Origin of the sequence: Spiroplasma endosymbiont of Nephrotoma flavescens, assembly GCF_964030835.1 — a bacterium.
Taxonomy (GTDB): domain Bacteria; phylum Bacillota_I; class Bacilli_A; order Mycoplasmatales; family Nriv7; genus Nriv7.
In genome coordinates this window covers 814,162-827,177 of the sequence record NZ_OZ034982.1, presented here as the reverse complement: position 1 = coordinate 827,177, position 13,016 = coordinate 814,162, and the positions used below count along the sequence as shown (strand labels likewise).

Genomic DNA, 13,016 nt, shown 5'->3' with positions numbered 1-13,016 from the left:
AAAAAGGAGAAATATTAATGTCGTTAATTTTAAATCAAATTCAAAAAATAATTAAAGAGGCAGTAAATAATATTACTCCTTTTGTTGATGATATTGTTATTGAGAAAACTCGTAATATTGCATATGGTGATTATGCTACTAATATTGCGATGGTGTTAGCACCAATTTTAAAGCAAAAACCGGAAGTCATTGCTAAAAAGATTATTGCTATTATTAAGTCAAATGATTTTTTTACTAAAATAGATTTTGTTTTTCCTGGGTTCATTAATTTAACAGTTAATCAAAATGGACTTAGTGCTGTTATTACGGAAATTTTAAAATTAAAAACTAAGTTTGGTAGTGGAGAAGCGACTAATATTAAATATAATTTAGAAATTGTTTCTGCTAATCCAACAGGAATTTTACATATTGGGCATGCTCGTAATGGTGCTATTGGTGATGCGGTTGCAAGAATTTTAAAATTTGCAGGAAATATTGTTGAAACAGAATATTATCTTAATGATGCTGGTAATCAGATTAATGTGTTAGCAAATACAATTTTTTCGTATTATTTACAAAAATTAGGGGTTAATGTTGAAATACCAGAACAATCATATCAGGGTGTTTATCAAGAAATATTAGCAACTAATTTTGTGAATAAATATCAAGATAAATTTATTGCCATACGAATTGTTAATGGTGTCATTGATGATGAACAAGTATTAGCAATATTTAAACAAGAGTCAGTTGCTTTCTTTTTACAATTAATTAAAACGCAATTAAAGGATTTTCGGATTAATATTGATTATTGGTCGAGTGAGTTAGAAATGTATACAACAAAAGAAATTGATAAGTTAGTAAAGGAATTGCAAGCAACTAATAAAGTTTTTGAAAAAGATGGTGCTTTGTGGTTAAAAACAACAGATTATGGTGATGATAAGGACCGAGTTCTTGTTAAACAAGATAAATCGTATGCTTATATTTTACCGGATTTAGCTTGTCATAATTTACGAATTAAACGAGCAAAAGCTAATTATTTAGTTAATTTTTGAGGTGCAGATCATCATAGTTATTTAACACGAATGCAGGCGGGTTTACAAATTTTAGGTTATGATGCTAATATTTTAAAAATTGTTATTATTCAAATGGTGCGATTAATTAAAGATGGTCAAGAATATAAAATGTCAAAAAGAAAAGGGACAGCCGTATGATTAATTGATTTAGTTATGGAATTAGGTATTGATGTTGTTCGTTATATGTTATGTTCAAAAGCATCTTCTAGTCATATGGATTTAGATTTGAGTCTTTTAACATCTCAAAGTAATAATAATCCGGTTTATTACTTTCAATATGCTACAGCGCGTTGTGCGAGTATTTTACGAAATGTGCCTCATAATATTGATTTAACAAAGACAATTGCTAGTTATCATTTATTAACACATCCCAAGGAGCGAGAGCTAATTAAAGTATTAGATTATTTTAGTAAAGTAGTACAAAGTGCTGCTAAATTTTGTCAATCGAATATTATTTGTGATTATATTCAGGAATTAGCACGGGGATTTCATTCATATTATTCAGAATGTAAAATTTTGGATGAAACTAATATTACTTTATCAGAACAAAGATTGCATTTAATTATTAGCACACAGTATGTCTTTAAAAATGCTTTAAACTTAATTGCTGTTGATTTTAAGGATCAAATGTAATTTGCTTATTCAGTTAGTGTTGCTTTTAAGAAATTAATTACTATTGTCATATTTAACTTATAAGGTTTCATTTTCCCACGATTATTTTTTCGCATAAATTTTTTTTCGTATCATTGTTTTATTTCATTATAAGTTGTTAAATTTCATTTAGTGAGAGAAATGTTTTGTTTAGTCAGAAATTTATTAATAACAGCAAATCATGAAAGGTTTTCTTCATAACAATTAAATTGTTTTAAATCTCATTGTAAACAACATTCAATAATGAGAAAAATATTGGTGTCTATTATTAAACTTGGAGGATTGTTTTTAGCATAATATTGGGCCAATGTTCCCACATATAAATTTCTTTTGTTCATTTCAGTTATTCAAGTATAAATTACAAGATTAAAATAAGGTCGTTTTAATTTTAAAAAAGGATTCATTGCGATATTGGTTTTATTTTTATTAAGACAATAATCATACATTGAAATTTCTTTTCTTAAAGCTGATAGACTCATATTGTTAGCATAGCAAATAAGTTCATAGGGAATAATACGCATAGTTTCTCCTTTAAAATTAATAATAAATAAATTATACTCTTTAATTTATAAATTATAATTTATAAATTTTTCTATTGAAATAATAAAAGGAGTGTGAATTAATGATTAAACAAATAATTTTATAAATTAATGTAAGATGATAGCAATTAAAATAAGTAGTTTAGAACTAGAATTAATCTTTCTAGTTTTTATTTTTAAGATAATTAAGATATTGAATGAAATTTTTAATCATTATTTGAAAATTTTATTTATTCTGTGGTAATAATTGAATAATAGTCAAAAATTGGTGTATAATTACTGTGTAAATTGAGTTTTTTCTTATTTTAATAATTATCATGAAAAATAACTAGAAACTTAGAAACAAATAAAATTATAGAAGGAGTCAAAAGACGATGAAAGTTATTGCTATTGGTATTAACCATTCAGGGACTACCTTAGTTAGAACCTTAAGTCATTTAAGTAAACAAGATAAAAAGGATATTAAAATTGTAGCATACGATCGTAATGACAATATTTCTTTTTTAGGGTGTGGAATTGCTTTATGAGTTGGTGGTGAAATTAGTAAACCTGATGGCCTATTTTATGCAACGCCAGAATTGTTACAATCAGAAGGTATTGAAGTTCATATGAAACATGAACTTTTGGCTGTTAATAATAAAGAAAAGAAAGTTTTAATCAAAAACTTAGAAACAAATGAAGAGTTTTTTGACACTTATGATAAGTTAGTTATTGGTGTTGGTACTTGACCAATTATTCCTTCAATTCCGGGACTTAAAAATGATGATGGTACAGTTAGTGCGGGTGTTAATATTGTTAAATTATTTCAACATGCAAAACAAATTAAAGCAATAATTGATAATTCAGCAATTAAAAATGTTGTTGTTGTTGGTGCTGGATATATTGGGATTGAATTAGTTGAAGCTTTTAGTCATAATAATAAAAAGGTAACTTTAATTGATATTGAAGATCGGATTATGCCACGATATTATGATGAAGAGTTTACAACACCTGTTCAACAAAGTATGGAAAAAGCAGGTGTTATTATTCGTACAGATGAAGTTGTTAAAGAGTTTATTAAAGAAAATGGTATTGTTACTAAAGTAATTACTGATAAAAATGAATATGCTGTTGATATGGTACTTTGAGCCGTAGGTTTTAATACCGAAACAAAGATTTTAAAAGATGTTGTTGAATTAGGAGCAAGGGGAGCGATTAAAACTAATAGTTATTTTCAAACTAGTGACCCTGATATTTATGCCATTGGTGATTGCGTTGCGGTTCATAATAATGCTACAAAAGAAAATGCTAATATTGCATTAGCAACAACTGCGGTACGAACGGGTTTAGTGACTGCTTTTAATATCGTTAGGGATAATTCATTAACAAGTCCGGGATTTCAAGCTGCGAATGCGATTTCAGTATTTGGCTGAAAAATGGCGGGTGTTGGTGTTAGCGAAACAGTAGCAAAAATGAGTCAGATGGATGTTGATACAGTATTTTTTGAAGATAATGATCGTCCTGAGTTTTTAGAACCGCATGTTAAGGTAAAAATTAAAATTGTTTGAGAAAAAGCATCTAGAAAAATTATTGGGGCACAAATTGCTTCAAAAGCAAATCATACGGAAGTTATTTATATGTTTTCTTTGGCAATTATGAAAGGTTTAACGATTGATGAGTTACCGTTAGTAGATATTTTCTTTTTACCGCATTTTAATAAACCATATAATTTTGTAACTTTAGCAGGTTTAAAAGCATTAGGGATGGATTATTTTCATCAATCAGTTGATGAAAATAATAATAATTAAGAATAAATTTTAGTTATGATTTATATTGAAAATAATAGTAAAAATCCTTATTTTAATTTAGCTCTTGAAGAATATTTAATGAAAAATTATCCGAATGATGATGATATTTTATTACTTTGACAAAATGATAATACAATTGTTATTGGTCGTAATCAAAATGCGTATGAAGAAATTAATGTTAAGCAAGTAAAAGCGGATAATGTCAAAGTAGTTCGCCGATTATCTGGTGGTGGTACTGTGTATCATGATGAAGGGAATTTAAATTTTTCTTTTATAAAAAAACGAAGTTCAAATGTTGTTAATAACTATTATCATTTTTTGCAACCAATAATTAGTGTTTTGCAAAAATTAGGAATATATGCTGAATTTTCTGGTAAAAATGATATTTTAATTGCTGGTAAAAAGATTTCTGGTAATGCTCAGTATGCAAATAGTAATAAAATATTACATCATGGAACAGTTCTTTTTAATCTGGATTTGTTAAAGTTAGGGGCATACCTTAATGTTGATCCATTAAAGATGCAGTCTAAGGCGATTAAGTCTGTGCAAGCACGGGTTACTAATATTTTACCGCTATTAAAAGATAAAATTACGATTATGGAATTTAAAGCTTTGATTATTACTGAGTTATTAAAAGGAGAAAATAAAAAGGTTATTTTATCTTCTGAACAATTGGAGGAAATTAATAAATTAGCAATAGCGAAGTATGCATCGTGAGAATGGAATTATGGTATTGCTCCTAAATTTCAAATTCAAAATAAGAAACTTTATGAGCATAAAGGAACTGTTATTGTTGGTTTAAATGTTAATGCTGGTATTATTACTGATATTAAAATTTCTGGTGATTTTATGGGTTATTATGGTACTGAGATTATTGAACAACAGTTAGTTGGTTGTAAGTATGATTATGAGCATATTGCTGGGCAATTGCAAAATATAAATATTGAAGAAATTTTTGGAGTTAATTTTATTGCTTCGGAAATTATTGATTTAATAATTTAAGAAAGGAATTATTTAAATGTTTAATGATTATAGTGATTTGAAGTTTGAAGTATTTCAAATTATGAATGAAAAAAGTGAAATTGTTAAGCCTGATTTGATGCCAAAAATTAGTGATGAATTATTACTAAAAGCGTATCGTTTTATGTGTTTATCAAGAAAACAAGAAGAAATTCAAACTGAAATTAGTGAGGGTGGTAAAAATCTTAATTTTTTAGCATCAGCAGGACAAGAAGCAACCGAAGTGGGGTATGCGATTCATTTACGAAAAGGAATTGATTGATTAGTTCCGGCATATCGTAATAATGCTGCTTGAATTACAGCTGGTTTTCCGATTGAAAATATTTACTTGTATTGATTAGGAAATGAAGCAGGAAGTAAAGTTCCCGAAGATATTAATGTCTTACCAGTTAATATTCCGATTGGGACTCAATATTCCCATGCAACCGGAATTGCGTTTGCTGAAAAGTTTAAACAAAGTGATGGTATTGTTATTACTACGATTGGTGATGGGGGAACGAGTGAAGGTGAAGTTTATGAAGCAATGAACTTTGCTGCGATTCATAAATTACCCGTAATTTTTATGGTGGAAAATAATCAGTGGTCATTAACCACGCCGCGAAAAAAAGCATCAGCAACGGCATCTTTAGCAATTAGAGGTGTGGGTGTTGGGATTGCTAGTACGCAAGTTGATGGCAATGATTTTTTTGCAGTTTATGCAATGGTTGAAAAAGCAATTGCTTGTGCAAAAGCTGGTGAAGGGCCAACCTTTATTGAAGCAATTACTTATCGGCGTTTTGCTCATTCAGCATCGGATATTAAAAAAGATTATTATGATCCGCAATTAGAAGCTGAATGATTAAAAAAAGATCCGCTTGACCGGTTAAGAAATTATTTAATTGCTAATAAAAAATGAGATGAAACCAAACAAAAACAATTAGATGTTGAAAATGAAGTATTAATTCGTAATGAAATTAATAGTGCAATGAATAAAAAAGATACAAAATTGGCAGATATTTTTCAATATACATATGCAAAAATGACGCCGCAATTAGAAGAACAATTAGCAGAAGCACAAGCATATTTTGCAAAGGAAGGTAATAACTAATGGCACTATATAGTAATATTCAAGCATTAACTAATGCATTAGACATTGCAATGGAACGCGATAAGACAATAGTTACTTATGGTGAAGATGTTGGTTTTGTTGGTGGCGTTTTTCGGGCAACGAGAGGTTTACAAAAGAAACATGGTGAAAATCGTTGTTTTGATGCGCCAATTGCTGAAGCTAGTTTAGTAGGAATTGCTGCTGGAATGGCTTTTAATGGACTTCGTCCGATTGTAGAATTACAGTTTCAAGGGTTTGCTTATCCGGCGTTTCAACAATTATTTTGCCATATAGCTCGGTTTCGTAATCGTACAAGAGGAAGATTTACTTGTCCAATGGTTATCCGAATGCCAGTTAATTTGTGAGGTTTAAAAGGTTTGGAACATCATTCTGAAGCGATTGAAGCAATGTTTGCACATGTGCCTGGTTTTAAAGTTGTTATTCCGGCTAAACCTAGTGATGTTAAAGGATTAATGTTAGCTGCAGTGGAATGTGATGATCCCGTAATATTTTTAGAACCGTTAAGAAATTATTATACGCCCAAAGAAGAAGTTGCTGATGGGCATTATACAATTGAAATTGGTAAGGCAAAACAAATTACTAAATGAGAAGCGAGTGATAATCCTGATTTAACAATTGTTACTTATGGACCGTTAGTTTATGATTGTGAAGCTGCTGTTGCTAAATTGCAACAAGAAGGAATGAAAATTGAATTAATTGATTTAATGACAATTCATCCGTGAGATGAGGCAACAGTTGTTGCTTCTGTTAAAAAGACAGGAAGAATATTAGTAGTGCATGAAGCAGTTAAATCTTTTTCAGTATCTTCAGAAATTATTACGACAATTAATGAAAAATGTTTTGAATATTTACAATGTCCGCCAGCGAGATTAACAGGTTATGATGTGACTGTTCCTTTATATCAAGGTGAACATTGATTTAAAATTACTGAAAAAAGAATTATTGATAAAGTAAAAACAATGATGACATATTTAGCTTAAGTGAGAAAGGAGTAGAGATATGATAGAATTTAAATTTTTAGGTCTTGATGGTGATATTAATGAAGGTCAAATAACACAAATTTATGTTAAGGTTGGCGATGATATTAAAAAAGGTCAAGATTTATTTGAGTTAGAAGCAGATAAACTTTCTCAACCAATAGTTGCTGAATTTGATGGTAAAATTGGTCAAATTAATTTTGCAATTGGCGATATTATTAAGGCCGGTGATGGCTTTGCTAGTAGTAATCCTAGTAATAATGTTCCTTCATCTAATAAGTCAGAAGAAATTATTAATAAACAAGTTTTATCAAATGTGATGGAAACTAATCCTGAAAAATCAAATAAGAAAGTATTAGCAACACCATTAGCACGAAGAATGGCTCGTGAATTAGGGATTGATATTACAACTATTAAGGGGACAGGTCCTAACGGCAGAGTATTAAAACAAGATTTAGTCGGTGGGCATTCTTTATCTAGTGAAGCTAAATCATCAAAATTAGTAACAGAAAAACCGTTAGCGGTTGTTCCACCAATGCAATCTCGTGGTGATGATTTTTCTTCAAAGCCAGCATCACAAGCAGAACAGCGGGTAAAAATGACACCAACCAGAAAAGCAATTTCTAAAGCAATGAAAAATTCAGTATTTACAATTCCGCATACTAGTTTAATGACACAAGTAAATGTTACTGCTTTAGTGCAATTACGAGCACAATTAAAAACGACAGTTATTAAACCTGATTTTAAATTAACTTATATGCCATTTTTTATTAAGGCAGTTACGATGGCTTTAAAAGAATTTCCAATAATTAATGCCCGATTAGATGAAGTAACAGAAGAAATTGTTTATCATAATTATTATAATATTGGCATTGCTGCTGATACTGATGCGGGATTAATTGTTCCTGTTATTAAAGATGCTGATCAACAAGATATTTTTAATTTAGCTGTTGTTTACAATGACTTAGTTGCCAGAGTTAGAAATAAGAAATTAATTCCTTCGGAAATGAAAGATGGAACTTTTACGATTACTAATTATGGTTCTGTTGGTTTAGATTTTGGAACGCCAGTTATTAATTATCCCGAAGCAGCGATTTTGGGTATTGGGGCAATTAAAAAAACACCGGTTGTTGATGACAGTGGCAATATTGTTGTTAATGATTTATTACCGTTATCAATATCAATTGACCATCGTATAATTGATGGTGCTGATGCTGGAAGATTTATGTTGCATTTAAAGAAATTATTAGAAGCACCAACTTCATTGCTAATTTCATATTAAGGAGAAAATAAATGGATAAATTTGATATAATTATTATTGGCGGTGGTCCTGGTGGCTATGTGGCTGCCATTAAAGCAGCCCAAGTTGGTTTAAAAACCCTTATTATTGAAAAACAATGATGAGGTGGTGTTTGTTTAAATATTGGTTGTATTCCAACAAAAGCATTATTAAAAAGTGCTAAAGTTTTAAATTATTTTAAGCATGCTAAAAGTTATGGTGTTGATGTTAATGCGACAACAATTAAACCTAATTGAGATGAAATGCAAATTAGAAAATCTGGGGTTGTTAAAAAATTAACCCAAGGTGTTGAACATTTATTGAAAAAAAACCAAGTTGAAAAAGTATTTGGTGAAGCTAAGATTATTGATAAAAATACTGTGGAAGTTAATGGTAAAAGATATGCTGGTAATAATTTAATTATTGCTACTGGTTCGGTATCACGAGTTTTAGATTTACCTGGTTTTAAAGAAGCGAAAGAAAATAATTTTTTAATTACTAGTCGGCAAATTTTATCATTAAAAGAAATTCCTAAAAAATTAACAATTATTGGTGGCGGTGTTATTGGCATTGAGTTTGCTTGTTTATTTAGTACTTTAGGAACAGAAGTTACCATTGTTCAAGGAGTGGATAAGATTTTAGAATTATTAGATAATGATATTAGTTTAGAAATGACAAAAGTATTAAAATCAATGGGCGTTAAGCTTGAACTTAATGCTAAAATAACAGCGATTAAAGATAAAACATTAGTGTTTATGCAATCGGGACAAGAAAAGCAACTTACTAGTGATTTTATATTAATTTCTGTTGGTAGAGTTCCTGTAATTAAGGGGTTAGAAGCATTAAATCTTGAATTAGGACCTAGAAAAAATATTAAAATTAATGACCGTTGTCAAACTAATGTGGAAAATATTTATGCTATTGGTGATGTCGCTGCTGATAAGATGTTAGCTCATGTGGCATCAGCACAAGGAATTGTTGCGGTGGAAAATATTTTAGGTAAGAATAGTAAAATGGATATGGATTATATTGCGAGTTGTATTTATTCGTTTCCAGAAATTGCTAGTGTTGGTTTAACAGAGCAACAATGTCAAGATAAACAATTATCGTTTAGTAGTTTTAAGTTTCCTTTATCGGGTAATGGTAAAGCATTAGCTGATGGTGAAATAACGGGATTTGCTAAAATTTTAGCCAATAAACAAACTGGTGAGATTTATGGGGCTCATATTATTTCGGGAACAGCAACGGATATGATTACGGAAGTGACAACAACAATGGTTAGTGAAGGAACAATTTATGAGTTGGCAAAAACAATTCATCCTCATCCAACTTTATCAGAAGTTGTGATGGAAGCGGCGCACGGAATTATTGATAAACCAATTCATGGTTAATTAAATTAAAAAAAGATAACAGTGTTATCTTTTTTTAATTTGCTGAATTATACTTGTAAGTGCAAGTAAATAAAATTGCAAAAGATTTCATATAAAAATTTCATGATGCTAAGTTTATTTTAGAAAAAGTAAATTTAAGGAGTTTTTATATGGGATACAAACATCTTGGCATAGATGAAAGAATTTATATTGAGAATCAATTGAAATTTAAAGTAAAAATTAGTGAAATAGCTAAAAATCTTAATCGAAGTATTAGTACTATTAATCGAGAAGTTAATAGAAATAAAGATAATAATCATTATTTTTCATTAATTGCACAAAATAAAGCAGAAAATAGAAAACAATTACATGGTTATTTTCATAAATTTAAAAATAGAGAATTAGTAAAATATGTACAACAAAAATTATTATTAGGTTGATCGCCTGAACAAATTTATGGCAGAATTAAAAATTTTCATCAAGAATGAATTATTAGTTTTAAAACAATTTACAATTGAATTTATTCTGGATTACTTGAAAAGGTTACTAGTAAAAATTTAAGAAGAAAAGGTAAGAAACGAAAATCTCAAGAAAATCGGGGTAAATTTAATGGTAAATCCATTAAAGAACGAAATGTTAATAATCGCATAACTCTTGGCCATTGAGAAGGTGATACTGTAGTATCATCATGAGGTAAAAGTAAATCATGTTTAATAACTTTAGTTGAAAGAACATCAAGATTTACTTTAGCAATATTAGTTGAAAATAGAACTACTAAAGTTATTAACAAAAATATTAGTCATTATTTATCAATTCTTCCAAATAATCTTGTTAAGACTATAACATTTGATAGGGGTAAAGAATGTGTACTATAGCACAGACATATGTTAGTTTCAAGAGGTTTTTAAAAGTTTGTTTAGAAAATTGAATGGGGTGTCTTTTATTGTTCAATGATTCCTTTGAAAGTTATAAAAGTAGCTGAATTATACTTGTAAGTGCAAGTAAATAAAATTGCAAAAGATTTCATATAAAAATTTCATGATGCTAAGTTTATTTTAGAAAAAGTAAATTTAAGGAGTTTTTATATGGGATACAAACATCTTGGCATAGATGAAAGAATTTATATTGAGAATCAATTGAAATTTAAAGTAAAAATTAGTGAAATAGCTAAAAATCTTAATCGAAGTATTAGTACTATTAATCGAGAAGTTAATAGAAATAAAGATAATAATCATTATTTTTCATTAATTGCACAAAATAAAGCAGAAAATAGAAAACAATTACATGTTTATTTTCATAAATTTAAAAATAGAGAATTAGTAAAATATGTACAACAAAAATTATTATTAGGTTGATCGCCTGAACAAATTTATGGCAGAGCTGAATTATACTTGTAAGTGCAAGTAAATAAAATTGCAAAAGATTTCATATAAAAATTTCATGATGCTAAGTTTATTTTAGAAAAAGTAAATTTAAGGAGTTTTTATATGGGATACAAACATCTTGGCATAGATGAAAGAATTTATATTGAGAATCAATTGAAATTTAAAGTAAAAATTAGTGAAATAGCTAAAAATCTTAATCGAAGTATTAGTACTATTAATCGAGAAGTTAATAGAAATAAAGATAATAATCATTATTTTTCATTAATTGCACAAAATAAAGCAGAAAATAGAAAACAATTACATGGTTATTTTCATAAATTTAAAAATAGAGAATTAGTAAAATATGTACAACAAAAATTATTATTAGGTTGATCGCCTGAACAAATTTATGGCAGAATTAAAAATTTTCATCAAGAATGAATTATTAGTTTTAAAACAATTTACAATTGAATTTATTCTGGATTACTTGAAAAGGTTACTAGTAAAAATTTAAGAAGAAAAGGTAAGAAACGAAAATCTCAAGAAAATCGGGGTAAATTTAATGGTAAATCCATTAAAGAACGAAATGTTAATAATCGCATAACTCTTGGCCGTTGAGAAGGTGATACTGTAGTATCATCACGAGGTAAAAGTAAATCATGTTTAATAACTTTAGTTGAAAGAACATCAAGATTTACTTTAGCAATATTAGTTGAAAATAGAACTACTAAAGTTATTAACAAAAATATTAGTCATTATTTATCAATTCTTCCAAATAATCTTGTTAAGACTATAACATTTGATAGGGGTAAAGAATTTGCTAATTGACAACAACTTGAAAAAAATTTAAATGTGAAAATTTATTTTGCTGATGCATATTCGCCTTGACAAAGAGGTACTAATGAAAATACTAATGGTTTAATTAGAGAAAAATTTCCTAAAAAATTTAATTTTTCAAACACTACTAAAAATGCAGTTCATAAATTTATATTGTCTTTAAACCAAAGACCAAGAAAAATACTAAATTATCTTTCGCCAATCGAATATTTGGTTAGAAAAATAATTTAGTTGCACTTAACTTTACAATTTGGCATTAAATAAATCACATACTTTTTTGCGACTCTCAATGTTAAATTGATAATGGGGGTTTAACGGTTTTGTTGATTTAATTATTAAATTATCAAAATCATTTGCATAATAACCACTAATAATTTTTTTAGCTCAACGATAAAAAGTTATATCAATATTGTGAAAGTATTTTTTAATTAATGATTTTAAAGTATTTTTTTCGGTATAAAATTGCTTGCATAGGTTTAAATAACTGTTAATTCGCTTTTTAGTTTTATGATAGTTTTTATCTCGGTAAAAACTCTTTAATCAGCATTGTAAGCGCGCTTCTAAATCTGATAATTGGTTTTCAGAGATGATATATTTCATTGTTTATAAACCCGCTTTCTGTTTAATTGTTTTTGTTGATTTAATTTCATTATAATTATCGTTACTTGTAAATTTATTAAATAACTATAAACAGTTTTTATAACATCAATACACACTAACATCATTTAAAACAACTGTCAAATATTTAAATAATAAAGGTCGCGTTTAGTTTTCTTAGGTATTTTTTAAAAAAGAAAAAATAGTCATTTACTATAAATTATTTCAATATGCAAATTAAGTATATATTTCTTATGTATGATTTTTGTTGTAAAAAATTATTTTAATGTTGTTTTTATAAGCATTTTACTTAGTTTTTATAACCTTTTATTAAGAATATGTTTGTTAATATTAAATATTTTGTTTTATTAATTATTTTTCAAGTAAAAAGGTAATAAATTTTTAGTTGCTTTTCTTTCAAAATTATTCAAATCT

Annotated in this window: 12 protein-coding genes; 10 read left to right on the top strand and 2 right to left on the bottom strand. The window is 28.0% G+C overall.

Annotation, left to right across the window (positions count from 1 at the left end; all coding sequences use genetic code 4):
* Positions 1 to 17 precede the first annotated feature (17 nt).
* The gene (argS, locus tag AAHN02_RS04850) at positions 18 to 1,685 is read left to right on the top strand and encodes an arginine--tRNA ligase (protein WP_342277503.1); all 1,668 of its coding nucleotides are present in this window, start codon (positions 18 to 20) and stop codon (positions 1,683 to 1,685) included.
* 5 nt (positions 1,686 to 1,690) lie between these two features.
* Here argS and AAHN02_RS04845 read toward each other — a convergent pair whose 3' ends face one another.
* Positions 1,691 to 2,224, bottom strand: coding sequence for a hypothetical protein (locus AAHN02_RS04845; RefSeq protein ID WP_342263244.1), 534 nt, complete (start codon positions 2,222 to 2,224; stop codon positions 1,691 to 1,693).
* 392 nt (positions 2,225 to 2,616) lie between these two features.
* Here AAHN02_RS04845 and AAHN02_RS04840 point away from each other — a divergent pair, with 392 nt between their 5' ends.
* The 9 genes from AAHN02_RS04840 to AAHN02_RS04800 all read left to right on the top strand — a co-directional run bounded on the left by AAHN02_RS04840 (position 2,617) and on the right by AAHN02_RS04800 (position 12,215).
* Positions 2,617 to 4,029, top strand: a complete 1,413-nt coding sequence (locus tag AAHN02_RS04840; RefSeq protein ID WP_342277502.1) for an FAD-dependent oxidoreductase — start codon at positions 2,617 to 2,619, stop codon at positions 4,027 to 4,029.
* A gap of 15 nt (positions 4,030 to 4,044) precedes the next feature.
* Positions 4,045 to 5,031 carry a lipoate--protein ligase gene (locus AAHN02_RS04835; protein WP_342277501.1) on the top strand — a complete coding sequence of 329 codons (987 nt, stop codon included), beginning with the start codon at positions 4,045 to 4,047 and terminating at the stop codon, positions 5,029 to 5,031.
* A 16-nt stretch (positions 5,032 to 5,047) separates the two neighbouring features.
* Positions 5,048 to 6,136, top strand: coding sequence for a thiamine pyrophosphate-dependent enzyme (locus tag AAHN02_RS04830; protein WP_342277500.1), 1,089 nt, complete (start codon positions 5,048 to 5,050; stop codon positions 6,134 to 6,136).
* On the top strand, positions 6,136 to 7,137 hold the full coding sequence (locus AAHN02_RS04825) for an alpha-ketoacid dehydrogenase subunit beta (RefSeq protein WP_342277499.1): 1,002 nt from the start codon (positions 6,136 to 6,138) through the stop codon (positions 7,135 to 7,137). The genes AAHN02_RS04830 and AAHN02_RS04825 overlap by 1 nt, the downstream gene beginning before the upstream one ends.
* Before the next feature lie 19 nt (positions 7,138 to 7,156).
* Positions 7,157 to 8,416 (top strand): dihydrolipoamide acetyltransferase family protein, encoded by a 1,260-nt coding sequence (locus tag AAHN02_RS04820; protein ID WP_342277498.1) that lies wholly within the window; start codon positions 7,157 to 7,159, stop codon positions 8,414 to 8,416.
* 11 nt (positions 8,417 to 8,427) lie between these two features.
* Positions 8,428 to 9,804 (top strand): dihydrolipoyl dehydrogenase, encoded by a 1,377-nt coding sequence (lpdA, locus tag AAHN02_RS04815; RefSeq protein WP_342277497.1) that lies wholly within the window; start codon positions 8,428 to 8,430, stop codon positions 9,802 to 9,804.
* Between the two features lie 149 nt (positions 9,805 to 9,953).
* Positions 9,954 to 10,658 (top strand): IS30 family transposase, encoded by a 705-nt coding sequence (locus AAHN02_RS04810; RefSeq protein WP_342277496.1) that lies wholly within the window; start codon positions 9,954 to 9,956, stop codon positions 10,656 to 10,658.
* A gap of 210 nt (positions 10,659 to 10,868) precedes the next feature.
* Positions 10,869 to 11,180, top strand: coding sequence for a helix-turn-helix domain-containing protein (locus AAHN02_RS04805; RefSeq protein WP_342277495.1), 312 nt, complete (start codon positions 10,869 to 10,871; stop codon positions 11,178 to 11,180).
* 90 nt (positions 11,181 to 11,270) lie between these two features.
* Entirely contained in the window at positions 11,271 to 12,215 is a 945-nt protein-coding gene (locus AAHN02_RS04800) for an IS30 family transposase (protein WP_342277494.1), read from the top strand.
* Between the two features lie 12 nt (positions 12,216 to 12,227).
* Here AAHN02_RS04800 and AAHN02_RS04795 read toward each other — a convergent pair whose 3' ends face one another.
* On the bottom strand, positions 12,228 to 12,584 hold the full coding sequence (locus tag AAHN02_RS04795; RefSeq protein WP_342277493.1) for a hypothetical protein: 357 nt from the start codon (positions 12,582 to 12,584) through the stop codon (positions 12,228 to 12,230).
* Positions 12,585 to 13,016: the final 432 nt, after the last annotated feature.